General features: G+C 54.0%; 20 protein-coding genes. 7 read left to right on the top strand and 13 right to left on the bottom strand.

Annotation, left to right across the window (positions count from 1 at the left end):
• Nucleotides 1-136: 136 nt before the first annotated feature.
• Together mobB and mobA are read right to left on the bottom strand one after the other, a co-directional pair.
• On the bottom strand, nucleotides 137-640 hold the full coding sequence (gene mobB / locus ACOTY9_RS20860; protein WP_023331644.1) for a molybdopterin-guanine dinucleotide biosynthesis protein MobB: 504 nt from the start codon (nucleotides 638-640) through the stop codon (nucleotides 137-139).
• Entirely contained in the window at nucleotides 637-1,221 is a 585-nt protein-coding gene (mobA, locus tag ACOTY9_RS20855; RefSeq protein WP_032635205.1) for a molybdenum cofactor guanylyltransferase MobA, read from the bottom strand. The genes mobB and mobA overlap by 4 nt, the downstream gene beginning before the upstream one ends.
• A 68-nt stretch (nucleotides 1,222-1,289) precedes the next feature.
• Between mobA and ACOTY9_RS20850 the strand changes: the two genes are divergently transcribed.
• The 3 genes from ACOTY9_RS20850 to dsbA all read left to right on the top strand — a co-directional run bounded on the left by ACOTY9_RS20850 (nucleotide 1,290) and on the right by dsbA (nucleotide 3,272).
• On the top strand, nucleotides 1,290-1,559 hold the full coding sequence (locus ACOTY9_RS20850) for a YihD family protein (RefSeq protein WP_003861904.1): 270 nt from the start codon (nucleotides 1,290-1,292) through the stop codon (nucleotides 1,557-1,559).
• Nucleotides 1,560-1,634: 75 nt separating this feature from the next.
• Complete coding sequence (locus ACOTY9_RS20845) at nucleotides 1,635-2,621, top strand: serine/threonine protein kinase (RefSeq protein WP_248197571.1); 987 nt, start codon at nucleotides 1,635-1,637, stop codon at nucleotides 2,619-2,621.
• 27 nt (nucleotides 2,622-2,648) lie between these two features.
• The gene (gene dsbA / locus ACOTY9_RS20840) at nucleotides 2,649-3,272 is read left to right on the top strand and encodes a thiol:disulfide interchange protein DsbA (RefSeq protein WP_014885768.1); all 624 of its coding nucleotides are present in this window, start codon (nucleotides 2,649-2,651) and stop codon (nucleotides 3,270-3,272) included.
• A gap of 23 nt (nucleotides 3,273-3,295) precedes the next feature.
• Here the strand turns inward: dsbA and ACOTY9_RS20835 are convergent, their stop codons facing one another.
• A complete protein-coding gene (locus ACOTY9_RS20835; RefSeq protein ID WP_014885767.1) occupies nucleotides 3,296-4,204 on the bottom strand; it encodes an acyltransferase in 909 nt (302 codons plus the stop codon).
• A 440-nt stretch (nucleotides 4,205-4,644) separates the two neighbouring features.
• On the opposite strand from ACOTY9_RS20835, the gene polA reads away from it, so the two are divergent.
• The gene (polA, locus tag ACOTY9_RS20830; protein ID WP_014885765.1) at nucleotides 4,645-7,437 is read left to right on the top strand and encodes a DNA polymerase I; all 2,793 of its coding nucleotides are present in this window, start codon (nucleotides 4,645-4,647) and stop codon (nucleotides 7,435-7,437) included.
• 312 nt (nucleotides 7,438-7,749) lie between these two features.
• On the opposite strand, the gene yihA is transcribed toward polA, so the two are convergent.
• Nucleotides 7,750-8,379, bottom strand: a complete 630-nt coding sequence (gene yihA, locus ACOTY9_RS20825; protein WP_014885764.1) for a ribosome biogenesis GTP-binding protein YihA/YsxC — start codon at nucleotides 8,377-8,379, stop codon at nucleotides 7,750-7,752.
• Nucleotides 8,380-8,955: 576 nt separating this feature from the next.
• Here yihA and yihI point away from each other — a divergent pair.
• A complete protein-coding gene (gene yihI / locus ACOTY9_RS20820) occupies nucleotides 8,956-9,471 on the top strand; it encodes a Der GTPase-activating protein YihI (protein WP_014885763.1) in 516 nt (171 codons plus the stop codon).
• 188 nt (nucleotides 9,472-9,659) lie between these two features.
• The gene (hemN, locus tag ACOTY9_RS20815) at nucleotides 9,660-11,033 is read left to right on the top strand and encodes an oxygen-independent coproporphyrinogen III oxidase (RefSeq protein WP_047624616.1); all 1,374 of its coding nucleotides are present in this window, start codon (nucleotides 9,660-9,662) and stop codon (nucleotides 11,031-11,033) included.
• A gap of 100 nt (nucleotides 11,034-11,133) precedes the next feature.
• Here the strand turns inward: hemN and ACOTY9_RS20810 are convergent, their stop codons facing one another.
• From ACOTY9_RS20810 to glnA, 4 genes are all read right to left on the bottom strand, one after another.
• Nucleotides 11,134-11,244 (bottom strand): YshB family small membrane protein, encoded by a 111-nt coding sequence (locus tag ACOTY9_RS20810; protein WP_023331639.1) that lies wholly within the window; start codon nucleotides 11,242-11,244, stop codon nucleotides 11,134-11,136.
• Between the two features lie 110 nt (nucleotides 11,245-11,354).
• On the bottom strand, nucleotides 11,355-12,767 hold the full coding sequence (gene glnG, locus ACOTY9_RS20805) for a nitrogen regulation protein NR(I) (protein WP_087529289.1): 1,413 nt from the start codon (nucleotides 12,765-12,767) through the stop codon (nucleotides 11,355-11,357).
• 11 nt (nucleotides 12,768-12,778) lie between these two features.
• A complete protein-coding gene (gene glnL, locus ACOTY9_RS20800) occupies nucleotides 12,779-13,828 on the bottom strand; it encodes a nitrogen regulation protein NR(II) (RefSeq protein WP_014885760.1) in 1,050 nt (349 codons plus the stop codon).
• A gap of 169 nt (nucleotides 13,829-13,997) precedes the next feature.
• Nucleotides 13,998-15,407 (bottom strand): glutamate--ammonia ligase, encoded by a 1,410-nt coding sequence (gene glnA, locus ACOTY9_RS20795; RefSeq protein WP_008501856.1) that lies wholly within the window; start codon nucleotides 15,405-15,407, stop codon nucleotides 13,998-14,000.
• 378 nt (nucleotides 15,408-15,785) lie between these two features.
• Between glnA and typA the strand changes: the two genes are divergently transcribed.
• Complete coding sequence (gene typA / locus ACOTY9_RS20790; protein ID WP_023331638.1) at nucleotides 15,786-17,609, top strand: ribosome-dependent GTPase TypA; 1,824 nt, start codon at nucleotides 15,786-15,788, stop codon at nucleotides 17,607-17,609.
• 50 nt (nucleotides 17,610-17,659) lie between these two features.
• Here the strand turns inward: typA and ompL are convergent, their stop codons facing one another.
• From ompL to yihS, 5 genes are all read right to left on the bottom strand, one after another.
• Entirely contained in the window at nucleotides 17,660-18,346 is a 687-nt protein-coding gene (gene ompL, locus ACOTY9_RS20785; protein ID WP_014885758.1) for a porin OmpL, read from the bottom strand.
• Between the two features lie 74 nt (nucleotides 18,347-18,420).
• Nucleotides 18,421-19,845 carry an MFS transporter gene (locus tag ACOTY9_RS20780; RefSeq protein WP_047361302.1) on the bottom strand — a complete coding sequence of 475 codons (1,425 nt, stop codon included), beginning with the start codon at nucleotides 19,843-19,845 and terminating at the stop codon, nucleotides 18,421-18,423.
• 43 nt (nucleotides 19,846-19,888) lie between these two features.
• Nucleotides 19,889-21,271: an MFS transporter gene (locus ACOTY9_RS20775; protein WP_014885756.1), complete on the bottom strand. Its 1,383-nt coding sequence runs from the start codon at nucleotides 21,269-21,271 to the stop codon at nucleotides 19,889-19,891.
• Between the two features lie 45 nt (nucleotides 21,272-21,316).
• On the bottom strand, nucleotides 21,317-23,341 hold the full coding sequence (locus ACOTY9_RS20770) for an alpha-glucosidase (protein WP_348566082.1): 2,025 nt from the start codon (nucleotides 23,339-23,341) through the stop codon (nucleotides 21,317-21,319).
• A gap of 17 nt (nucleotides 23,342-23,358) precedes the next feature.
• Nucleotides 23,359-24,600 carry a sulfoquinovose isomerase gene (gene yihS, locus ACOTY9_RS20765; RefSeq protein ID WP_045281573.1) on the bottom strand — a complete coding sequence of 414 codons (1,242 nt, stop codon included), beginning with the start codon at nucleotides 24,598-24,600 and terminating at the stop codon, nucleotides 23,359-23,361.
• Between the last annotated feature and the right edge of the window lie 12 nt (nucleotides 24,601-24,612).

Raw genomic sequence — 24,612 nt, 5'->3', positions numbered from 1 at the left:
CGCCGTAGCGCCGATGGTAGTGTGGGGTCTCCCCATGTGAGAGTAGGGAACTGCCAGGCATCAATCAAGAAGAACCCCGTACCGTAAGGTGCGGGGTTTTTTGCTTTTGGTTTTCCTCTCCCGCAGGAAGAGGGCATCAAACCGCACTCCACGTCACAATAAACTCCGCTATCCCATCCACATCATTTAAATCCAACTGCGGAACCTCAAGCGGCAATACAACATCACCGGCCACCGCAATCACATGCTCATCAAGCGTTAACTCGCTAACATCATGCCCGGCATCGCTTCGGAACAGCAGGATCTTAGGTACAGCCTCATGCTTAAACCCCTCGACCAGCACCAGATCCAGGCTGGAATGATCCATCCGGCTGACCAGATAAGCCAGATCCAGCGGTGCCTCATCTGGCGTTTCTGTCATTAATGCCCAGCGCTGATTGCTTGCCACGATTGTCTGCGCGGCACCCGCTTTACGCAGCTCATAGCTGTCTTTTCCCGGTTTATCGACATCCATGTTATGGTGCGTATGCTTAATCAATCCGGGGCGAATACCTTTCGCACACAGTGCGGGTATTAGTTTCTTCAGCAGCGTGGTTTTCCCTGTGCCGCTCCATGCGGAAATAGCTAAAACGGGGATCATCTCTTCTCCTGCATCCTCTGCAAATCTTCACTCGTATTCACGTTCACAAAAGCCGATTTGAAATCGCTAAAATCAACAGGATGGCCGCCAGACTGGCGCATAAACACCATCACTCTGCGTTCTCCCGCCGCCAGATACGCCTCCAGAGAAGACACTAGCGAGCGGTGCATTAAGGCAATAGCAGGATGGTCGCGCTCGCCGTCATGTACCCAAACCACGGATGCTGTGCCACGAAGCTGAACCAGACGCTCAGCGAGACAGGATGGAATAAACGGGGTATCGCAGGGACAGAACAGAAACCACTCACCGTTCGACTGCTGCATCACTGAGAGCATACCGGCCAGCGGCCCCGGGTAATCCTCAATATTATCCTGATACACGGCATACCCGCTGTGCTGATACGTGTCGATATGCCTGTTAGCGCTGATGGCCAGGGTTGTCACCTGGCCGGCGAGCGTATCAGCGACACATTGCCATAAGGGTTTGCCATTCAGGAGCTGGAGCCCCTTATCTTTCCCTCCCATCCGCGTTGCTCTGCCACCTGCCAGAACGACCCCAATGATTTCCTGGCTAAGATTCACGAATATCGCCTCTTTTATTGTGGGATTGACCCTGCTAACGTGTCACTCTAAATGAAAGGAGCACCACCATGAAATGTAAACGTCTGAATGAAGTTATTGAACTCCTCCAGCCAGCCTGGCAAAAAGAGCCAGAGCTTAATCTGATGCAATTCTTGCAGAAACTGGCAAAAGAGTCAGGTTTTGACGGCGAACTGGCAGACCTTTCTGATGACATCCTGATCTACCACCTCAAAATGCGCGATTCTGCCAAAGATGCTGTTATTCCTGGTATTCAGAAGGATTATGAGGAAGATTTTAAAACGGCGCTGCTGCGCGCCCGTGGCGTAATTAAAGAGTAAAAGCTTGTAAGCGGAGCCACCGAAATCGCCACAAGATGATATCCTGAATCATTCGTATAATTTCCGGATGATCGGATGAACGACCAGGCTTTTACTTTCCAGACATTACACCCGGATACCATTATGGATGCCCTGTTTGAACAGGGCATTCGTGTGGATTCGGGGTTAACGCCTTTAAATAGCTACGAAAACCGTGTCTATCAATTTCAGGATGAGGATCGTCAGCGCTTTGTCGTGAAGTTCTACCGGCCTGAACGTTGGACCGCAGAACAAATTCAGGAAGAGCATCAGTTTGCTCACGATCTGCTGGATGACGATGTCCCGGTTGCCGCACCGATAAAATTCAACAACCAAACGCTGCTGACGCATGAAGGCTTTTATTACGCTGTATTCCCAAGCCTGGGTGGCCGCCAGTTTGAAGCGGATAATATCGATCAAATGGAGTGGGTTGCCCGCTATCTGGGTCGCATTCACCTGACGGGAAGAAAAACGGTATTCACAGCCCGACCGACGATCGGTATTCAGGAATATCTTATCGAGCCGCGCCAGGTATTCGAAACCTCTGCACTGATCCCCACTGGGCTAAAGGCTGATTTCCTCAGCGCCACCGATAAACTTATTGCTGCGGTAAAAACCTGCTGGCGCGATGATATTTCCGTCCTGCGCCTGCACGGCGATTGTCACGCCGGAAATATACTCTGGCGCGATGGCCCGCTGTTTGTCGATCTTGATGATGCGCGCATGGGGCCCGCGGTTCAGGACCTGTGGATGCTGATGAATGGCGACAAAGCCGAGCAACGCATGCAGCTTGAAACCATTATTGAAGCCTATGAAGAATTTAGCCCGTTTAATTCAGACGAAATTGCCCTGATTGAACCTTTACGTGCGATGCGTTTTGTATATTATCTCGCGTGGTTAATCAGGCGTTGGGACGATCCCGCATTTCCCCGTAATTTCCCGTGGCTTACCGGGGAAGATTACTGGCGCAGCCAGATATCTACATTCACTGAGCAGGTTAAGGTTCTTCAGGAACCCCCGCTGCAATTAACGCCGATGTATTAATAGGACACACCCAGGAGAGAGTTAATCATGAAAAAAATTTGGCTGGCGCTGGCAGGTATGATTCTGGCATTTAGCGCTTCTGCTGCACAATTTACCGACGGCAAACAGTACACTACGCTGGAGAAGCCGGTTGCTGGCGAGCCACAGGTTCTCGAGTTCTTCTCGTTCTACTGCCCGCACTGCTACCAGTTCGAAGAAGTGCTGCATGTTTCTGACAACGTGAAGAAAAAACTGCCGGAAGGCACCAAAATGACCAAGTACCACGTTGAGTTCCTGGGCCCATTGGGTAAAGACCTGACTCAGGCGTGGGCGGTTGCGATGGCACTGGGCGTGGAAGATAAGATCACCGCCCCAATGTTTGAAGCCGTGCAGAAAACCCAGACCGTTCAGACCACAGCGGATATCCGTAAAGTGTTCGTTGATGCTGGTGTGAAAGGGGAAGAGTATGACGCCGCGTGGAATAGCTTTGTGGTGAAATCTCTGGTTGCTCAGCAGGAAAAAGCGGCGTCTGACCTGCAGCTTCAGGGCGTTCCGGCGATGTTCGTTAACGGTAAATATCAGCTGAACATGCAGGGCATGGACACCAGCAGCATGGATATTTTCGTTCAGCAGTATGCTGACACCGTGAAATACCTGGTTGAGAAAAAGTAAGTTCTTAGAGATGAAAACGCCGGTCACTGACCGGCGTTTTTGTATGAAGATTTAATGCTGTCTATCTGCTCGTCTTTTTCTTTCCAGAGTGTATTAAGCCACTGCTGGAAACGACGTTTGAAATTTTTATCGTTAACGTAGTCGCCATGCAGTTCGGCATCGACGGGAACTAAATTCACCCGCACAACAATGTGTGTCAGCTTGCCGCTGAGCATATCGAAGAACGGGGTGTTATCGTTCTTCGGGTAGCAGAGCGTGACGTTGAGTAACTTATCGAACTGAGCACCCAGTACATTAAGCGCCATCGCAATGCCCGCCGCCTTTGGCGGCAGCAGGTTTTGATACGGGGAGCGTGTTTGCTGACGTTTCTCTTCCGTAAACCGGGAGCCTTCCACAAAGTTCACAATGGTTGTTGGATGCGCGCGAAACTTTTCGCAGGAACGGCGGGTGGTCTCTACATCCTTACCACGACGCTCCGGATGACGAAGCAAATAGCTGCGCGAATAGCGTTTCATAAACGGCATATCGAGCGCCCAGCAGGCCAGCCCAATAAAAGGTACCCAGGCAAGTTGTTGCTTGAGGAAGTATTTATTCATCGGGATGTGTTTGCGGAAAAGCACGCATAACACCACGATGTCGGCCCAGCTGTGATGATTACAAATCAGCAGATACCAGTTCTTTTTATTGAGGTTCTCCAGTCCTTCGACATCCCACTTCAGATGCGGGTTCAGACACAACAGGATCGCCAGCCCTTCACACCAACAGTACATCATGAAGTTACAAAACGCTGACACGGCTCGCCACACCGAGGGCACAGGCAGCAGCAGTTTAATGATCCCGGCGATGATGATCGGCACGGAACAGGCGATCGTCACCAGAATAGTTAAAATGATGCTTAACAGTAAGGTTATTGCAGCGAGCAATCTCGACATGATGAGTTTTTTCAGGTGGTTAGCGGTAAGAGCGCGGCCGACACGTCGGCGCTGGGCGCTGATTTTACCAGAAAAACGACAAAGTATTGGCGCTTTCACGCCGTCATTTGACCGCTTTTACCCTGACGCAGAAGATTTCTCTAATATTGCGCACTAATCAGGACTTATATCCACATAGACTAAATTGCCATCAGTAAGCTGTTTTTATGTGATGCGCTTAATTAACAATATGATATTTAATGATTTATTATCAGTCTTGATCTGCTGTGGCTGTCTGTTTTTCATTTGAAGTGAAAATATTCACAAACTTATCCACAGTTTGATTTTTGCGAGCGATCCTCACGATCGCAAAATCTTTTTCTGTATTGGGACTGAATAACTGATGTTTTCATCCTTATGTGGCATCCTTTACGCATAAATTGATTAAAGGCACGGACATTATGGTTCAGATCCCAGAAAACCCACTTATTCTCGTCGATGGCTCATCTTACCTGTATCGGGCATACCATGCGTTTCCTCCTCTGACCAATAGCGCAGGGGAACCTACCGGCGCAATGTACGGCGTGCTGAATATGCTGCGCAGCCTGATCCTTCAGTATCAGCCAACCCATGCGGCAGTCGTTTTTGATGCGAAAGGCAAAACCTTCCGCGATGAGTTGTTCGAGCATTACAAATCCCACCGTCCGCCTATGCCTGACGATCTACGTGCGCAAATTGAGCCGCTGCACGCCATGGTGAAAGCGATGGGCCTGCCGCTGCTGGCTGTCTCTGGCGTGGAAGCCGACGACGTCATCGGTACGCTGGCGCGAGAAGCAGAAAAAATGGGTCGTCCGGTACTGATCAGCACCGGTGATAAAGATATGGCACAGTTGGTGACGCCAGGCATCACCCTGATTAACACTATGACCAATACCATTCTGGGGCCAGAAGAGGTGGTCACTAAGTATGGTGTGCCGCCGGAACTGATTATCGACTTCCTTGCCTTGATGGGCGACTCCTCGGATAACATTCCTGGTGTGCCCGGCGTCGGTGAAAAAACCGCGCAGGCGTTGCTTCAGGGTCTGGGTGGGTTGGATACGCTTTACGCCGAATCAGACAAAATTGCAGGCCTCTCCTTCCGTGGCGCAAAAACCATGGCCGGCAAACTGGAAGAGAACAAAGAGGTGGCTTATCTCTCTTATAAGCTGGCAACAATTAAAACCGATGTCGAACTGGAACTGGGCTGTGAGCAGCTGGAAGTGCAACAGCCTTCTGCTGACGAATTGCTGAACCTGTTTAAGAAATACGAATTCAAGCGCTGGACCACTGACGTGGAAGCGGGTAAATGGCTGCAGGCGAAAGGGGCCAAACCTGCTGCAAAGCCAAAAGAGACGATTGTCGTTGATGCCGAAGAGCAGGCAGAAGAAGAAGCCACAGTCCTCTCCTTCGATAACTACGAAACCATTCTTGAAGAGTCGCAGCTGATCGCCTGGATCGAGAAACTGAAAAAGGCACCGGTGTTTGCCTTTGATACCGAAACTGACAGCCTCGATAATATCTCTGCCAACATGGTGGGTCTGTCCTTTGCAACAGAGCCGGGTATGGCAGCCTATGTGCCTGTGGCGCACGATTATCTGGATGCACCAGAGCAGATCTCTCGCGAACGCGTGCTTGAGCTGCTGAAGCCGATTCTGGAAGACGAAAAGGCGCTGAAGGTCGGGCAAAACCTCAAGTATGACCGCGGTATTCTGCAAAACTACGGCATTGAACTGCGCGGGATTGCCTTCGACACCATGCTCGAATCCTATATTCTGGACAGCGTCGCGGGTCGTCATGATATGGATTCCTTATCTGACCGCTGGCTCAAGCACAAAACCATCACCTTTGAAGAGATTGCCGGTAAAGGAAAAAATCAGCTCACCTTTAACCAGATAGCGCTCGAAGAAGCTGGGCGCTATGCGGCGGAAGATGCCGACGTCACGCTGCAGCTGCATCTGAAAATGTGGCCGAAACTGCAGAAGCATGAAGGTCCGCTCAACGTGTTCCAGCATATCGAAATGCCGCTGGTTCCCGTGTTGTCGCGTATTGAACGCAACGGCGTAAAAATCGACCCTACGGTGCTGCATAACCACTCCGGAGAGTTGGCACAGCGTCTGACCGAGCTTGAGCAGAAAGCCCATGAGCTTGCAGGCGAACCGTTTAACCTCTCTTCACCGAAACAGTTGCAAACCATCCTGTTTGAAAAACAGGGCATCAAGCCGCTGAAGAAAACCCCTGGCGGTGCGCCATCCACCTCTGAAGAGGTGCTGGAAGAACTGGCACTGGATTACCCGCTGCCAAAAGTGATCCTGCAGTACCGTGGTCTCGCGAAGCTGAAGTCTACTTATACCGACAAGCTCCCGCTGATGATCAACCCGAAAACGGGCCGGGTGCATACGTCATATCATCAGGCGGTTGCGGCAACTGGTCGACTCTCGTCAACCGATCCAAACCTGCAGAACATCCCGGTGCGTAATGAAGAGGGGCGTCGCATTCGCCAGGCCTTTATTGCACCTGATGACTACCTGATTGTCTCGGCTGACTACTCGCAAATTGAGTTGCGCATTATGGCGCACCTGTCCCGTGACAAAGGCCTGCTGACGGCATTTGCGGAAGGGAAAGATATTCACCGGGCGACCGCAGCGGAAGTGTTCGGTTTGCCGCTGGACAGCGTGACAAACGAGCAGCGCCGCAGCGCAAAAGCGATCAACTTCGGTCTGATCTACGGTATGAGCGCTTTCGGCCTTTCACGCCAGCTCAATATCCCGCGTAAAGAGTCGCAGAAGTATATGGATCTCTACTTCGAACGTTACCCGGGCGTGCTGGAGTACATGGAACGCACTCGCGCTCAGGCGAAAGAGAAAGGTTACGTTGAAACCCTGGATGGCCGCCGTCTTTATCTTCCGGACATCAAATCCAGCAACGCGGCGCGCCGCGCTGGCGCAGAACGTGCCGCGATCAACGCCCCGATGCAGGGAACTGCAGCAGACATCATCAAGCGTGCAATGATTGCCGTGGATGCCTGGCTGGAGAAAGAGAAGCCGCGCGTGAAAATGATCATGCAGGTACACGATGAACTGGTGTTTGAAGTGCATAAAGACGATCTCGACACCGTGTCGAAAAAGATCCACGAACTGATGGAAAGCAGCATGACGCTTGACGTGCCGTTGCTGGTGGAAGTGGGGAGTGGTGAAAACTGGGATCAGGCTCACTAACGGTTCTGTGAATAACGCGCTTTTTATGTAAGTTAGCAACATAACCACGTGCGTTTTGTGACGATCATTAGAATTCCCTATGTAAAGAATGAAAAAAAACTACAAAAAGTGCTTTTTCTGCAGCAAAAAAAGGGGTAGAGTTATAGACGTAGGGTACAGAGGTAAGATGTTCTATCTTTCAGACCTTTTACTTCACGTAATCGGATTTGGCTGAATATTTTAGCCGCCCCAGTCAGTAATGACTGGGGCGTTTTTTATTGTGGCAAAGAAAAGTTCAGGTAAAAAAAAGCGCGGGCATTGCCGCGCTCAGTATTACTCTTCTTCCGCTTCTGTCGCGGGTTCCAGCTCGTTAAACCAGCTATCAAGTTTCTGGCGCAGCTTGTCTACACCCTGTTTTTTCAGCGAAGAGAAAGGCTCCACCTGTACATCGCCATTGAAGGCCAGTACCGCTTCGCGAACCATATTCACCTGCGCTTTACGCGCACCGCTTGCCAGCTTATCGGCTTTTGTCAGCAGCACCAGCACGGCAATATCGCTTGCGACGGCCCAGTCGATCATCTGCTGATCGAGATCTTTCAGCGGATGGCGAATGTCCATCAGCACCACCAGACCTTTCAGGCACATGCGTTTTTCCAGGTATTCGCCCAGCGCACGTTGCCATTTTATCTTCATCTCTTCTGGCACCTGCGCATAACCATATCCCGGCAAGTCGACCAGGCGTTTGCCTTCAGCCACTTCAAAGAGGTTGATCAGCTGGGTACGGCCAGGCGTTTTTGAGGTGCGCGCCAGGTTCTTCTGATTGGTCAGCGTATTCAGGGCGCTGGATTTCCCCGCATTGGAGCGGCCAGCAAAAGCCACTTCAATACCGGTATCAGATGGCAGGTGGCGAATATCGGGCGCACTGGTGACAAAATGCGTCTGTTGGTAGTTCCAGGTAGTCACGTGGTCGTCTCCAAAATCGTAATCTGGGGGGGATTATACCCGAATGCCAACAAAAGGCTTTTCTCATTACACAGAGCTTGCAGGGGAAAGCCCGCACTTGTGTGAGAGATCGGCTCGTCATGCTATGGGAGATTTAAGAGAATTCGCAGGTGTCAAAAAAGTCAAACTGTTTTAAATCATAAGCTTATTTCCGGGTAATTGTCTGAAAATCTCTTTTGCACCGTTTCGTTGCTTGTTAGTTTAAGCGAACAAGGTAAAGTATGCGTCAGGGCGAGGAAGCCAACAGGAATTCGACTTAAGGATTAGGGTCAGGAGCGCCAGGAGGCGAAGACGCAGGACAGTCAGGACGACCGGCGCCTGGAGGCGTTTTAAAAGGAAAGGGAACCGTACACGGACGGTATCAGCCAAGGGATAAACAGGGTTTGTTGTTGGTAAACATGGAATGTCTGACCCGCTAAGGGTTGTGAGTCAGGAAAAAAGGCGACAGATTGCTCTGTCGCCTTTTTTCTTTGCTTGCTTTCTGCTAGATTTCGCCGCAATTCTATACTGAAGAAAACGACTTAAAGACAAAACATCATGAAAAAACCAACCTCCGCAGCGGGTGCTAAACGCCCTGCGAAAGCACGCCGCAAAACGCGCGAAGAACTGAACCAGGAAGCGCGCGATCGCAAACGCGATAAAAAACATCGTGGCCATGCTGCGGGAAGCCGTGCGAACGGCGGTGGTGCAGCGGGCGCTTCTGCAAAAGGCAAACAGCAGAAAGATCCTCGTATCGGCAGTAAAACTCCCATTCCACTGGGCGTGACAGACACCCCGGTCACTAAGCAGCACAAACCAAAGAGCGAGAAACCTATGCTTTCACCGCAGGCTGAGCTGGATTTGCTGGAGAACGATGAGCGCCTGGACGCGCTGCTGGAACGTCTTGAAGAGGGTGAAACCCTGACCGCTGAAGAGCAATCATGGGTGGATGCCAAACTGGACCGCATTGATGAGCTGATGCAGAAGCTGGGTCTGTCTTATGACGACGAAGACGACGAAGAAGAAGATGAAAAGCAGGAAGATATGATGCGTCTTCTGAAGGGTGGAAACTAACATTTGCACCCGGCAGGTACGATAGTCCTGCTTATAACCCTTCCGGTTATATGTTATCTGGTGTGGTTATTCGTTAAACTACGGCGGTTGTCGCGGCGACAGAAGTGGCTGCGCACCCGAATGATGGCCCGCAACGGGGCCAGAACGGGCCGCCGTATACGAACGCGACACCAACGGAAGGAGTGAGCATGTCAGCACCAACTATCGACTGGGATTTGGCCCTAATCCAGAAATATAACTATTCCGGGCCGCGTTATACGTCATACCCCACTGCGCTGGAGTTCTCCGATGCCTTCGGCGAGGCGGATTTTCAGCAGGCTGTTGCGCGCTATCCTGAGCGCCCGCTGTCGCTCTACGTCCATATTCCGTTCTGCCACAAGCTCTGCTACTTCTGCGGCTGCAATAAAATCGTTACCCGTCAGCAGCATAAAGCCGATCAGTATCTCGATGCGCTCGAACAGGAAATTCTTCACCGCGCACCGCTGTTTAAAGGGCGTCACGTCAGCCAGCTTCACTGGGGCGGCGGCACGCCAACCTACCTGAATAAAGCGCAAATCACGCGTTTGATGACGCTTTTACGCAGCCACTTTAATTTTAACGACGATGCTGAAATCTCGATCGAGGTTGATCCGCGTGAAATTGAGCTGGATGTCCTGGATCACTTACGCGCGGAAGGCTTCAACCGTCTGAGCATGGGCGTGCAGGATTTCAACAAAGAGGTCCAGCGTCTGGTGAACCGCGAGCAGGACGAAGAGTTTATCTTTGCCTTGCTCAATCATGCGCGTGAAATCGGCTTTACGTCGACCAATATTGACCTGATTTACGGCCTGCCAAAACAGACGCCAGAGAGCTTCGCCTTCACGCTGAAGCGTGTGGCCGAGCTTAACCCGGACCGCCTGAGCGTCTTTAACTATGCGCACCTGCCGACGTTGTTTGCCGCCCAGCGTAAAATCAAAGATGCGGATCTCCCTTCTGCTCAGCAGAAACTGGATATCCTGCAGGAAACCATTACTTCGCTGACCGAGACCGGCTATCAGTTTATCGGTATGGATCACTTTGCTCGTCCGGATGACGAACTGGCGATCGCCCAGCGAGAAGGGGTGCTGCACCGCAACTTCCAGGGATACACCACGCAGGGTGATACCGATCTGCTCGGTCTGGGCGTCTCCGCGATAAGCATGATGGGCGACTGCTACGCGCAGAACCAGAAAGAGCTGAAGCTGTATTATCAGCAGGTGGATGAAACCGGCAACGCCCTGTGGCGCGGCATTGCGTTAACCCGTGATGACTGTATCCGTCGCGATGTGATCAAGGCGCTTATCTGCAACTTCCGTCTCGAATTCAGCGATGTTGAGGCGCAGTGGGATCTGCACTTCAGGGATTACTTCGCGGAAGATCTGAAGCTTCTGGCACCGCTGGCGAAAGATGGGCTGGTGGAGGTGTCGGAGAGTGCCGTTGAGGTCACGCCGAAGGGGCGTCTGTTGATTCGTAACATCTGTATGTGCTTTGACGCGTATCTGCGCCAGAAGGCGCGCATGCAGCAGTTCTCGCGGGTAATTTAAGCGGCAATGCCGGGTGTCGCTTCGCTTACCCGGCCTACATTTCGCGCTTTTGTAGGCCGGGTAAGGCGAAGCCGCCACCCGGCTTTTCATTGACAGCTCGTTAGCTAAACAGCCCCACCAGCGCCGCACACAAAACAGCCGCAACGGCGGTTTGTGGCGTGTGGCTTTCAACGGCTCCGCTAGAGAGCATATTTACCAAAGTTTCCAGCATGATCGACACCCTCAATTTCCGGGCACGATCATACAAAACTCATCAGAACAGTAAAGCGCAAAATAACGGCAATTTGCGCTCAATTAATAACCTTTACACTTCGGGTAAGATTACTCCATTCCCAGCTCTTTAAGCTTGCGCGTCAGGGTATTACGCCCCCATCCCAACAGGCGGGCGGCTTCCTGCTTATGGCCTTGCGTATGACGAAGCGCGGTGGTCAACAACGTACGTTCCATCTCTGGCTGGGCTTCAGACAACAAGTTTTGATGACCGGAACGCAGCGCGCGGTCGGCCCATTGTGCCAGCAGCGTCGCCCAGCTGTCCGGCAACGCGTGACCGGTGCTGCTCTCAGGCGCGGTCGCTTCAAACAGTTCGGCCGGTAAATCCTGAATTAACACTTCCTGCCCGGCAGCCATCACGGTTAACCAGCGACAGGTATTCTCCAGCTGACGCACGTTGCCTGGCCACGCCAGACGCGTCAGGGCGGCATCGGTTTCCGGGTGAAGCTGCTTGGCTTCCACACCCAGCTCGCGGGCGGCCACCTGCAGGAAATGTCGCGCCAGGCGGGGAATATCTTCCCGGCGCTCACGCAGCGGCGGCAGATGAACGCGAATCACGTTCAGGCGATGGAATAAATCCTCACGGAATTTGCCTTCCTGTACGCGTTGCTCCAGGTTCTGGTGCGTCGCGGCGATAATGCGCACGTCCACCTTCACCGGCGCGTAGCCGCCCACGCGATAAAACTGCCCGTCGGCCAGCACGCGCAACAGGCGGGTCTGAACATCCAGCGGCATATCGCCGATCTCGTCCAGGAAAAGCGTCCCACCATCAGCCTGTTCGAAGCGCCCCTGGCGAATGGTATTCGCGCCGGTAAACGCCCCCTTCTCGTGGCCGAACAGCTCGGACTCAATCAAATCTTTTGGGATCGCGGCCATATTCAGGGCGATAAACGGCGCTTTTGCTCGCGGGCTGTGGCGATGCAAGGCATGCGCCACAAGCTCTTTACCGGTTCCCGACTCACCGTTAATCAGCACGCTGATGGATGAACGCGACAGACGGCCAATAATGCGAAACACATCCTGCATCGCTGGCGCTTCGCCGATGATGTCGGTGGTAGGCCCAAAATCGGGCGCGTGACGCGGCTGTTGCTGCTCCTGGTAATGGCTAATCGCACGCTCAACCAGTGCCACCGCCTCATCGATATCAAACGGTTTGGGCAGATAATCGAACGCCCCTTGCTGATAGGCACTCACAGCGGCATCCAGATCGGAGTGTGCCGTCATTATGATGACCGGAAGCATAGGGTGGCGTTGTTTAATCTGCTTTAAAAGCGTCAGCCCGTCCATGCCCGGCATGCGAATATCCGAAAGCAGAACGTCTGGCGTTTTGGTGGTGAGTGCATCGAGCACGTCGCTGCCGCTCTCAAACGTCGTGCAGCTTAATCCTGCCCCTGTGAGCGCGCGTTCAAGCACCCAACGGATGGAGCTATCGTCATCGACTACCCAGACTATCCCTCGTTGCATAAACGTCACCTTTATTTTTTAATCGGCAGGAAAACCGAAAACTCGGTATGTCCCGGCCAACTGGTAAATTCAATTTTTCCGGAGTGCTGATCGATCAAGCTGCGGGCGATAGATAAGCCCAGGCCGGTCCCGCCTTCGCGACCGCTGACCATCGGATAAAACAGAGTGTCCTGAAGATGGGAGGGAATACCGGGCCCGTTATCCTCGACGTCGATGCGCGCCGCCAGCCGATAGCGCACGCCGTGTAAGGTGAGCTGGAAGGCGGTACGGGTACGTAAAATAATCTCGCCCCCTTCCGGTCCCAGCGCCTGCAGGGCATTACGCACGATATTCAACAGGACCTGCTCAATTTGATCCGGGTCATGCGCCAGTTCCGGCAGGCTGGGGTCGTAATCACGCACCAGCGTGACGTTCTCCGGCAGTTCCATCGAGACGAGTTTCACGACGCGTTCAGCCACCTTATGAATGCTTTCGGTAACATGCATTCCCGGCTGTTGCGGCCCCAGAAGACGGTCAACCAGATTACGCAGACGGTCCGCCTGCTCAATGATGACGTTGGTGTACTCCGCCAGCGCAGGATCGGGTAACGCCTTGGTCAGAAGCTGCGCCGCACCGCGTAACCCACCCAGCGGGTTTTTGATTTCATGAGCCAGACCACGCACCAGGTCACGGGCGGCAATTTGCTGCGCATGCTGGAGCTGCTCCTGGCTCAGGCGACGCTGATTATCCATCGGCGCCATTTCAAGCAGGATCATCCCTTCAGGAAGTCGTTGCGCAGTCAGCGACAGAATATGCGAGCGCCCGTCGATCACCAGCGTCACTTCGTTATCGGTAAACCCCTGGCCGGCCTGCAAACTTTCCTGCATCAGGCCAATATTCAGCGAAAAATAGCTCAGGAGTTCCGGAAGCGGGGTACCAAACAGTTTCCGCGCGCTTTGGGCCAGCAGCTGCTGCGCCGCCGGGTTGGCGTAATGAACGGCCAGCTCGTCGTCGACCAGCAAGATACTGTTAATTAAAGAATTGAGGATCTGCCCAGCATCGGGCAGCGTGCCAGTTGCCATTCAGCAGTCTCCTGGAGTCGTTGCACTGTTTTAGTGCAGTATAGCTTTTTCGGCGTAAAAAGCGCGTGAGATCAGGTTGTTGGTGGAGAAAAAAGCCCATCCGGAGATGGGCTAAAAGTTTCCACGGCAACTACTCCCGGCGCTTGTCACGCCGGGTAAAACAACTTAATTAAACGCTGTAGTACAGTTCGAACTCAACCGGGTGCGGCGTCATGCGCACGCGGTCGTTCTCTTCGGTACGCAGGGCGATGTAAGCATCGATAGCGTCGTCAGTGAACACGCCGCCCGCCGTCAGGAACTCACGGTCTGCGTCCAGCGCCTGCAGGGCTTCTTCCAGAGAGCCAGCAACCTGTGGGATCTCTTTCGCTTCTTCTGGCGGCAGGTCGTACAGGTTTTTGTCCATCGCTTCGCCTGGGTGGATCTTGTTCTTGATACCGTCCAGACCGGCCATCAGCAGTGCTGCGAAGCACAGGTATGGGTTAGCCGCTGGGTCCGGGAAGCGAACTTCGATACGACGCGCTTTAGGAGACGCCACCACCGGGATACGGATAGAAGCAGAACGGTTACGCGCAGAGTAAGCCAGCATGACTGGTGCTTCGTAGCCCGGGACCAGACGCTTGTAGGAGTTCGTGGTTGGGTTCGCCAGGGCGTTGATCGCTTTAGCGTGTTTGATAACGCCGCCAATGTAGTACAGCGCCTGCTCAGACAGACCAGCATATTTGTCGCCAGAGAACAGGTTGGTGCCGTTCTTGGACAGAGACATGTGGCAGTGCATACCGGAACCGTTATCGCCAAACATCGGTTTTGGCATGAAGGTCGCGGTTTTACCGAAACGGTGCGCAACGTTATGCACAACGTATTTGTAGATCTGAATTTCGTCCGCTTTTTTGGTCATGGTGTTGAAGCGGGTAGCCACTTCGTTCTGACCCGCAGTCGCGACTTCGTGGTGGTGAGCTTCAACCACCAGGCCCATTTCTTCCATCACCAGACACATGGTGGAACGGATGTCCTGTGCAGAGTCGACCGGTGGAACCGGGAAGTAACCGCCTTTCACGCCTGGACGGTGACCTTTGTTACCACCTTCGTATTTGGTGGAGGAGTTCCATGCACCTTCGATGTCGTCGATTGCTACGTGGGAGCCAGAAATAGAGGCACCGAAACGGATGTCATCGAACAGGAAGAACTCTGGCTCTGGCCCGAACAGCACGGTGTCCGCGATGCCGGTAGAACGCAGGTACTCTTCAGCGCGTTTAGCGATAGAACGTGGGTCGCGGTCGTAGCCCTGCAGCGTGCCTGGCTCGAGGATGTCGCAACGGATGATCAGGGTTGGTTCTTCGAAGAACGGATCAATGACCGCAGTGGTCGCATCTGGCATCAGAACCATGTCGGATTCGTTAATGCCTTTCCAGCCACCAATGGAGGAGCCGTCAAACATTTTGCCTTCTTCAAAGAATTCGGCGTTCACCTGATGAGCAGGGATTGTGACGTGCTGTTCTTTACCTTTGGTATCAGTGAAGCGCAGATCAACAAACTTCACTTCATGTTCGTTCAGCATCGTCAAAACGTGTTCAGCGGACATACTTAACTCTCCAGATTGGTCATTGTCGTCGTGGTAACGAGGTCTTCAATTTCTGTTTGTACTGGCCGTGTGCCATGTATTTTTATAAAGCGAAATCTGTGCCAACTTTTAAAACACCCCAAAAAGGCGTTATCATGCGCACCATAGTGCAAAAGGGCTGCACCACAATGGATTTGTTGCACCAGTATAGTGCTTCAATGTGAACATTGAGCACCATATTGGTGCAATTTACGTTAAAGTGCCCTTTTACCGCTCCGTGAAAGCGATCACAAAGCATCTCTGCAATACTTGTTTGCGGGGGATGTTTGTGATCCTGTTTTGTAGTGCGATTAATCCGTGTACAATAACGCGCTATTTCTAAATGCCTGAGGCAAAGTTGTGATCGAAAATTTGCGTAACATCGCCATCATCGCGCACGTAGACCATGGTAAAACTACCCTGGTTGACAAGCTGCTGCAGCAATCCGGTACGTTTGATGCGCGTGCCGAAACCCAAGAACGCGTGATGGACTCCAACGATTTGGAGAAAGAGCGTGGGATTACCATCCTCGCGAAAAACACCGCGATTAAATGGAATGACTACCGTATCAACATCGTTGATACCCCAGGGCACGCCGACTTCGGTGGTGAAGTTGAACGTGTAATGTCCATGGTAGACTCCGTTCTGCTGGTCGTTGACGCAATGGATGGCCCAATGCCACAGACGCGCTTCGTGACCAAAAAAGCTTTTGCCCATGGTCTGAAGCCAATCGTTGTTATCAACAAAGTTGACCGTCCTGGCGCGCGTCCTGACTGGGTTGTTGACCAGGTCTTCGACCTGTTCGTTAACCTCGACGCGACCGACGAGCAGCTGGACTTCCCTATCGTTTACGCGTCTGCGCTGAACGGTATCGCTGGTCTGGACCATGAAGACATGGCTGAAGACATGACCCCGCTGTATCAGGCGATTGTTGACCGTGTTCCTGCGCCAAACGTTGACCTGGACGGCACCCTGCAGATGCAGATCTCCCAGCTCGACTACAACAACTATGTTGGCGTCATCGGCATTGGTCGTATCAAGCGCGGTAAAGTGAAGCCTAACCAGCAGGTCACTATCATCGATAGCGAAGGCAAAACCCGTAACGGTAAAGTCGGTAAAGTCCTGACTCACCTGGGTCTTGAGCGTATCGAGAGCGACATCGCGGAAGCGGGCGACATCATCGCGATCACCGGTCTGGGCGAGCTGAACATCTCCGACACCATCTGCGATCCGCAGAACGTCGAAGCGCTGCCTGCTCTGTCCGTTGATGAACCAACCGTATCCATGTTCTTCAACGTCAACACCTCTCCGTTCTGTGGCAAAGAAGGTAAATTCGTTACCTCTCGTCAGATCCTTGACCGCCTGAACAAAGAGCTGGTGCACAACGTTGCGCTGCGCGTTGAAGAAACTGAAGACGCTGATGCATTCCGCGTTTCGGGTCGTGGTGAGCTTCACCTGTCTGTTCTGATCGAAAACATGCGTCGTGAAGGTTTCGAGATGGCGGTTTCCCGTCCGAAAGTTATCTTCCGCGAAATCGACGGCCGTAAACAAGAGCCGTTTGAGAACGTAACGCTGGACGTTGAAGAGCAGCACCAGGGTTCTGTCATGCAGGCACTGGGCGAGCGTAAAGGCGACCTGAAAAACATGAATCCAGATGGCAAAGGCCGCGTACGTCTCGACTACGTGATCCCAAGCCGTGGCCTGATCGGCTTCCGTTCTGAGTTCATGACCATGACCTCCGGTACCGGTCTGCTGTACTCCACCTTCAGCCACTACGACGACGTGCGTCCGGGCGAAGTGGGCCAGCGTAACAACGGCGTGCTGATCTCCAACGGTCAGGGTAAAGCGGTTGCGTTCGCGCTGTTCGGTCTGCAGGATCGCGGTAAGCTGTTCCTGGGTCACGGTGCAGAAGTTTACGAAGGCCAGATCATCGGTATTCACAGTCGTTCTAACGACCTGACCGTAAACTGCCTGACCGGTAAGAAACTGACCAACATGCGTGCGTCCGGTACTGACGAAGCAACGGTTCTGGTTCCACCGATCAAGATGACTCTGGAGCAGGCTCTGGAATTCATCGATGATGACGAACTGGTCGAAGTGACTCCACAGTCAATTCGTATCCGTAAACGTCACCTGACCGAGAACGATCGTAAACGTGCTATGCGCGGTGCGAAAGAAGACTAATACGGTCAATCCGTAGTAAAAAAGCCGCTGAGAAATCAGCGGCTTTTTTGTTAGAACGAGTACCGTAACCCCAGGCGAATTCGGTACTGCTCGCGGTTGTAATCATTCCATCTGTCCAGCCACTGAAGTTCGAGGTACGGCAGCCAGTTTCTGTCGATCTTATAGCTGAATTTATTGGTGATTTCCCAGTGATGGTCTTTGCCATTTTTGCTGTGATAATCATTCACCCGCTGGAAAAAGTGCGGTTCAAACGTGTAGAAAAACGCATCCGTTACTTTGAAATTCCAGTAGTTGGCAAACTCGTGCGTGTCGTTCTTATCCATCTGACCGTTATAGTCCGGCGTATCGTAATTGTTATGGTTATAGCGATAGCGGAAGGTCAGGTTAAACCAGTCGATGAATTTATAGTTGGTGTCCAGATAGACCGCACCACCCGAACCGGCGCTGCTGTCATTAATCAATCCGCCGGGCTGGAAGGTGAGTTTGTCGGTGGGTTTAAAGAGCGGATACCATCCCTCTATTTCGTTATAGCTGTGCTTCAGCTCATCCCATTTCCCCACGTTATAGGCATTGGTGAACATCAGCCCCGCGCCCATATCAAAGTTATATCCCGCACGCAGGATCACCTCGTGTAGTTCAGAGGCCGTATTGTAAGCTTCGCGGGTTTCGACATAGGCCCCGGCAAATACCGGGCAGGACACAGACGACACGATCAGTACAGTGATGATTCTTTTCATAATTTGTCCATGTATCAGGTACAGAAAGGCCTCCCTCCTGATTAACAGGAAGGACATATTGGCCGGATTTATTGTTATAAAGTGACTGCTGACGCTTTATTGTTGGTGGTTATCTCAGGGGTATTCGCTGATTGTTTTTTCCGTTTTCCAATCTCCTCGATAATAAAGGCGAAGCGCGCTTCGTTGAGTTTATAAAACAGCCCCATGGTCACAGCGGCGATGATTGCCAGACCGCATGGCCAGAGGAAAATAAGCTGACGCAATCCCAGCAGCGTGCCCGCGCTTTGAACGGCATGGGGAACGTAGCCAATCTGGGTCAGCATGATGCCGGGCAGGAAGCCAGCGAGGGCGGCGGATATTTTGCGCGAGAAGGTATAACCGGTGTAAACCGACCCTTCGGCGCGGATGCCGGTTTTCCATTCGCCATAGTCGACGGTATCCGGCACCAGCGCCCAGTTCAGGCTGTTCACAAACGCCGTGCCGAAGAAGGCCATGCAGGAAAACAGCACAAACAGCAGGGAGCTGGTCCCCCAGAAGAAGTTCAGCACGTCACCCACTGCCCACAGTGCCAGCCCACCCAGATACACCGGCTTCTTGCCAAAGCGCTTCACCGCGCCGGGCACCAGAAACACGCCAATCAGAATGCAGCCCATGCTGAAAAAACCCATCCACGACAGCAGATGAAGATCGTTCAGCACGTACTGGGTGTAATAGACCTGAATCGCCAGCTTGATGTTAAACGCGGCGAGGGTACACAGGTTGGCGATGCACAGTACCAGCAGCGGCGGGTTGCGGAAAATCGCGCAGAACGATTTCAGAATGCCGGGCTTATGGTGATCGGGCGTGAGCTCCACGTAGCGTTCTTTCACACCGCTGTAGCACCACCACATGCAGAACAGGCCACCCGTCACAAACACCAGCGCGGCCACCAGATAACCGAGTGAGGGCTGGTGGACGAACAGTGCCTGAATGGGCATAAAGCCCACGGTGCAGAGCAACAGCCCCACCGTCGCGCCGCCCTGACGCCAGGCGGCCAGCTGCGCACGCTCGTTCGGGTTTTTGGTTATGGCCGGAACCATCGCGCCGTAGGAGCAATTCATCAGGCTGTAGCACAGGCCAAACAGCATAAAGAGCACCGTGGCGAGCGCCGTTTTCACCGTCAGGCTAAAGTCGTTGGCCATAAACTGCGCCGTCGCGACCAGCGCCACCGGGACGGAGGCGTAGAGAATGAACGGCCGGAATTTCCCCTTCTTACCGATATTCCGCCGGGAGTCCAGCAGCACGCCGGTCAGCATGTCGGTAAACGCGGTGAAGAATTTCGCCACCAGGAAAATAATGCCGCCATAAAACGCGGGCATGCCCAGTTCATCGGTGTAAAACTTCAGCAAATACAGCGTGCCAATACACAGCATCAGGTTCGAGCCAAAATCGCCCATCCCGTAGGCGCACTTCTCACGCAGGCTCAATTTCAGGGTTAACGGATCAGTATTATCTCTCATGGTCGATCCTCAGAGCGCCCCGCAGGGCGCTCTATCACGTCATTTATGCCGTACGCTTGCGCAGTTCGATCTCTTCGACGATGCGCACATACATCTTCTCGTTGAGGTTGTAGAAGCAGCCCATCGCCACGATGGTGATGACCGCCAGCAGGCTTGGATAGATAAATATCAGCTGCCGCAGCCCTTCAACCGTACCGGCGGATTGCACTACGTTGGGCACATAGCCGATCTGCGTGAGCATGATCCCCGGGAAGAAGCCCGCCAGCGCCTGAGATACCTTGCGGAAGAAGGTAAAGCCGGTATAGACCGTTCCCTCGGAGCGCACGCCGGTGCGCCACTCGCCGTACTCCACGGTGTCGGAGACCAGCGCCCAGTTCAGGCTGTTCACAAACGCGGAACCGAAGAACGCGAGGCAGGAGAACGCCACAAAGCTCACCGAGCCGCCGCCGAAGAAGTAGTTGAGCAGATCGCCGGCCACCCAAATCATCAGCCCGCTGATGTAGACCTTTTTCTTACCGAAGCGCCGCACCGCGCCGGGCATCATAAAGACGCCGATAAAAATACAGCCCATGCTGAAGAAGCCCATATACGACAGCAGAATCGGGTCGTTCAGCACGTACTGCGTGTAGTAGACCTGGATGGCGAGCTTGACGTTAAAGGCACCCAGCGTGCACAGGTTTGCAATGCACAGGATAAACAGCGGACGGTTCCCGGCGATGGCGCGAAAAGACTGTAACAGCCCCGGCTTTTGCGCCGGATTGGCAGGCTGCATCTCGACGTAACGCTCGGTCACGCCCTTATAGCACCACCACATAAAGAACAGCCCGAACAGCGAGAAGAGGGTGGCGGCAAAGATATAGCCCAGCTGATCGTTGCCTTCAATCAGGTTCATCACCGGGACAAAGCCCACGGTACAGAGCAGCAGGCCGAGCGTGGCACCGCCCTGACGCCATGCGGCCAGCGAGGCGCGCTCGTCCGGGTTTTTGGTAATGGCGGGCACCATCGCGCCGTAAGAACAGTTCATCATGCTGAAGAACAGGCCGTACAGCATAAACAGCACGGTTGCCATCACCGTTTTACCGGTCACCTCAAACGGCGTGCCCACGAAGTTGGCAATCGCCAGCAGCGTCACCGGGAAGGCGGCGTATAGCACGAACGGGCGGAATTTACCTTTCGGGCCAATCTTGCGCCGGGAGTCGAGCATGATCCCGGTGCCCATATCGGTGAAGGCGGTAAAGAACTTCGCAATCAGGAAGATGATCCCGCCGTAGGTGCCCGGCAGCCCCAGCACGTCGGTGTAAAACTTCAGCAGATACAGCGTGCCGATATCCAGCAGGATGTTAGAGCCGAGATCGCCCATCCCGTAGGCGAGTTTCTCTTTAAACGGCAGGCGCAGGGTTGCCGGATCAGAAGTATGTTGACTCATTATTGTTCTCCGTCTGCCCGCAGGTTTCCCTGCGGGCGAGCCTTATCAGATATGACGTAAGGTGCTAAACAGATCTGCCCATTCACTGTGCTGGCGATAGAAGACCGGTGGCTTGCCGAGTGGGGCATCAACGGTCACGTCACCGCCCTGGCAGCATTCCCCGGTCCACGCATTCACCCAGTTGTCCTGCGGCAGATAGAGCGTCCAGTCCGTGCGCCCCTCTTCGTGAACGGGCGCCACCAGCAGATCGCGGCCAAACAGATACTGGTATTTCAGCGTGTAGGCGCGTGCGTCGTCCTCGTAGTGCAGGAACAGCGGGCGCATCACCGGCAGGCCGCTTTTCGCGTTCTGCGCGACGGCGGCTTTGATATACGGCTTCAGGGTGGTGAAAACGGTGGTCATGCGCGCGAAGTGCGCGATGGTTTCCGCATCGCCGTCGAACTGCCAGTTATCGCCAGGACGGTTACCTTCGTGGGTGCGCATCATCGGCGTGAAGGCGTTAAAATCGCACCAGCGCAGCAGCAACTCTTTACTGCGCTTCATCTCGAACAGGGTGGTATAGCCGCCGATGTCGCTGTGGTGCAGGCCGTGCCCGGTCATCGCCAGAGACAGCGCCGCAGGCACCACGGACGCTAGACCGTCGTCCAGGCTCCAGTCGACGTTCTGATCTCCCGCCCACATCATCACCGAGTGCTTCTGGCTGCCGGTATAGCCTGCGCGCATAAAGAACAGGATCTCGCCAAGTTTGCCGGTCTCCTCCAGCGCCTCGTAGTTACATTTGGCCCACAGGGCTGGCCACGCGTTGTGCATGATCTCTGCGCTAACGCCGTTGTGCAGGAACGTGTCAGTCGGAAGATATTCCCCGAAATCGGCCATCCAGCCGCCGCAGCCCAGTTCGATCAGGTTCTTTTTGATGACCTCTTTGTACCAGTCGTAGGCTTCAGGATTGGTCAGGTCGATGACGCCCGCATAGAACTCGCCAAACTCGACGTGGTAGTCCTTGCCGTCGGCATTTTTAGTCAGATAGCCGCGTTTCGCTGCTTCTTCGCAGAGATCTTTATCGCTGGCGACGTACGGGTTGATGTAGGAGAGGAACTGCACGCCTTCCTGTTTCCATTGTGGAATACGCTCGTCAAGCTTTGGGTACAGCTCGCTGTTCCACTTCCAGTTCCACATCACGCGTTTGCCGAAGGAGGTCATGCGAATGCCGGACCAGTCCTGCGCCCAGATGCCGTTCACCTTCACGCCCCCTTTGCGCATGACGTCGAGCTTCTGCTGACAGACCTCGGTGCCGCCCTGAATACCCAGCGTCACGCCGTCGTAAACCCAGTCTGGCAGTTCAGGCTGACGCCCCAGCAGTCCGGTGAGTTTTTCCAGCAGACCGACGTAGGTTTCCGCACAGTCGAAGCGCAACGTGGCGGTATCTTCCCAGAACGCCAGTTCGTGGAAGTCCGGCGCGCTGAAGTCAAAATTCATGTAGCAGCTGTTGTCCACGTGGCAGTAGTACTTCTGGGTGCTCACGAAGGTAGGCTGTGGGAAGAAGGTCCAGTAGTAATCGCCGCCTGCGTTCTCTTTGCAGTCGGCCTGCCAGGTCACGTAGGTTTGCTTGTTACGGCCCACGCCTTGTTCGCTGGTCCACAGCGGGAACGGCTTGCCGCGCAGATCGAAATAAGAGAACTGCTCGCCGCAGCCGTAAATGTGATCTTCTGGCTGAGCCGCCAGCCGCAGCCAGATGCGGTTATGGCGGGTGGCATCGTTTTTAAGCTTCATCTCCAGGCGGCCTTCGCCATCCACGCCCACTAGCAGCGTCGCGCTGACCGCATCGCCACGGGTAAAGCGGATCGCCCAGCCCGCGCTTTGCTGCGTGACGGTTGCGTCCGTCAGCGCGATCTTTTCGTTCAGTTTGTCCTTGATGCTGAAATTGCCGCGAAACATCTCAATATCGGCGACGCCTTCACCGATCCACAGGCAGGGCGCATCCGCGGTATGGGACAAAATCAGGCGGTTTTCCCAGTGCAGGGTGAAACCCCTTTCGTTATTTTTCAGGTCAATATTGTGTAGGGTACGCATAAAAACTCCGTCTTTTATTATTTGGCCAGGCAGTCCAGCAAACCGGCGGCCGTTGCCGGGGCTAAGCCCGGTGCCAGCGGCAAACGTGGGATCACCAGGCAGTGCAGCAGATGGTAAATATCCTGCTTGCCGTCCCAGACTTTGGTTGTCACTTCGTTATGGGTATCCAGCTCCTGCCACCAGGAACCGTTCTCGTAATCCATCAGGTACTTAATGCAGTAATCCCACCACTTCTGATACCAGGCTTCATACTGTGCTTCGCCGGTTACGGTGTAGAGTGCGTAAGCCGTGCCCATCGCCTCGACGATAGGCCAGCGCACGCGTTCACGGACAATAGGCTTACCATCCCAGCCTACGGAGTAGACGAAACCATCGGCCCCGTCCGGTGCCCAGGCGTCGCGGATGGTGGCATGGAACAGTCCTTTCGCATCTTCCAGCAGCCACTCCGGCGGGGTTTCAAAACGGGCTTCCAGCGCGGCGCGCAGGTGCAACATCAGGCGGCCCCACTCGATCCAGTGGCCCGGGGTGCCGCCGTAGGCGCGGAAACGGTGGGCAGGATTGTCGATGTTGTAATCGCGGATCGGGTTCCAGTCGGTGTCGAAATGCTCGTTAACGCGGTAATCACCCTTGCGCGCCACGTCGTGAATAATCACCGAGGCGATGCGCAGGGCGCGGTCGAGCCACTTGCGGTCGTGCGTGACGTCATAGACGATCAGGAACGCTTCAACGGCATGCATGTTGGCGTTGCCGCCGCGATAATCCTCGGTTTTGCTAAAGGCCTCGTCCCAGGATTCGAGGCACATTTGTTCTTCCTCGCTCCAGAAATAGCGCTCGATCACCTCAATCGCATCGTCCAGCAGTCTGCGCGCCTGCGGATGGCCGGTGGTCACGGCGCTCGCCGCGCCCAGCAGCACGAAGAAATGCTGATAGCCCTGCTTGGAGGCGTCGATCACGCCTTCATCGTTCACACAGGCGTACCAGCCGCCGTGCTGTTTGTCGCGCAGCGGGCCGTTGAGGGCATTAATGCCGTGCTCAACCAGGGCATACGCCCCGGGACGCCCCATATTGGCGGCCACCGCATACACGTGCAGCATGCGGGCGGTGATCCACAGATGCGTACCCATATCGCTACGCACCTGGCCGTTATTGCCCAGCCAGCCAAAGCCGGTCGGCACGGCGGCGTTTTTACCGAAATCGAAAATACGGTCGGTCTCTTGTTCGAGCCAGCGGTTATGGCTCAGGGTGTTAAACCATTTCATGTTCGGGTCCTT

Source organism: Enterobacter cloacae complex sp. SHL012 (genome assembly GCF_049237505.1).
Lineage (GTDB): Bacteria > Pseudomonadota > Gammaproteobacteria > Enterobacterales > Enterobacteriaceae > Enterobacter > Enterobacter kobei.
The sequence above is the reverse complement of the archived record's forward strand: the minus strand, read 5'-3'. Positions and strand labels throughout refer to the sequence as shown.

Excerpts from the sequence above, each read along its gene's own strand:
- mobB (WP_023331644.1), bottom strand. The coding sequence starts at position 640 with ATGATCCCCGTTTTAGCTATTTCCGCATGGAGCGGCACAGGGAAAACC.
- ACOTY9_RS20850 (WP_003861904.1), top strand. The coding sequence starts at position 1,290 with ATGAAATGTAAACGTCTGAATGAAGTTATTGAACTCCTCCAGCCAGCC.
- ACOTY9_RS20845 (WP_248197571.1), top strand. The coding sequence starts at position 1,635 with ATGAACGACCAGGCTTTTACTTTCCAGACATTACACCCGGATACCATT.
- dsbA (WP_014885768.1), top strand. The coding sequence starts at position 2,649 with ATGAAAAAAATTTGGCTGGCGCTGGCAGGTATGATTCTGGCATTTAGC.
- ACOTY9_RS20835 (WP_014885767.1), bottom strand. The coding sequence starts at position 4,204 with ATGTCGAGATTGCTCGCTGCAATAACCTTACTGTTAAGCATCATTTTA.
- polA (WP_014885765.1), top strand. The coding sequence starts at position 4,645 with ATGGTTCAGATCCCAGAAAACCCACTTATTCTCGTCGATGGCTCATCT.
- yihI (WP_014885763.1), top strand. The coding sequence starts at position 8,956 with ATGAAAAAACCAACCTCCGCAGCGGGTGCTAAACGCCCTGCGAAAGCA.
- hemN (WP_047624616.1), top strand. The coding sequence starts at position 9,660 with ATGTCAGCACCAACTATCGACTGGGATTTGGCCCTAATCCAGAAATAT.
- ACOTY9_RS20810 (WP_023331639.1), bottom strand. The coding sequence starts at position 11,244 with ATGCTGGAAACTTTGGTAAATATGCTCTCTAGCGGAGCCGTTGAAAGC.
- glnG (WP_087529289.1), bottom strand. The coding sequence starts at position 12,767 with ATGCAACGAGGGATAGTCTGGGTAGTCGATGACGATAGCTCCATCCGT.
- glnL (WP_014885760.1), bottom strand. The coding sequence starts at position 13,828 with ATGGCAACTGGCACGCTGCCCGATGCTGGGCAGATCCTCAATTCTTTA.
- glnA (WP_008501856.1), bottom strand. The coding sequence starts at position 15,407 with ATGTCCGCTGAACACGTTTTGACGATGCTGAACGAACATGAAGTGAAG.
- ompL (WP_014885758.1), bottom strand. The coding sequence starts at position 18,346 with ATGAAAAGAATCATCACTGTACTGATCGTGTCGTCTGTGTCCTGCCCG.
- ACOTY9_RS20780 (WP_047361302.1), bottom strand. The coding sequence starts at position 19,845 with ATGAGAGATAATACTGATCCGTTAACCCTGAAATTGAGCCTGCGTGAG.
- ACOTY9_RS20775 (WP_014885756.1), bottom strand. The coding sequence starts at position 21,271 with ATGAGTCAACATACTTCTGATCCGGCAACCCTGCGCCTGCCGTTTAAA.
- ACOTY9_RS20770 (WP_348566082.1), bottom strand. The coding sequence starts at position 23,341 with ATGCGTACCCTACACAATATTGACCTGAAAAATAACGAAAGGGGTTTC.
- yihS (WP_045281573.1), bottom strand. The coding sequence starts at position 24,600 with ATGAAATGGTTTAACACCCTGAGCCATAACCGCTGGCTCGAACAAGAG.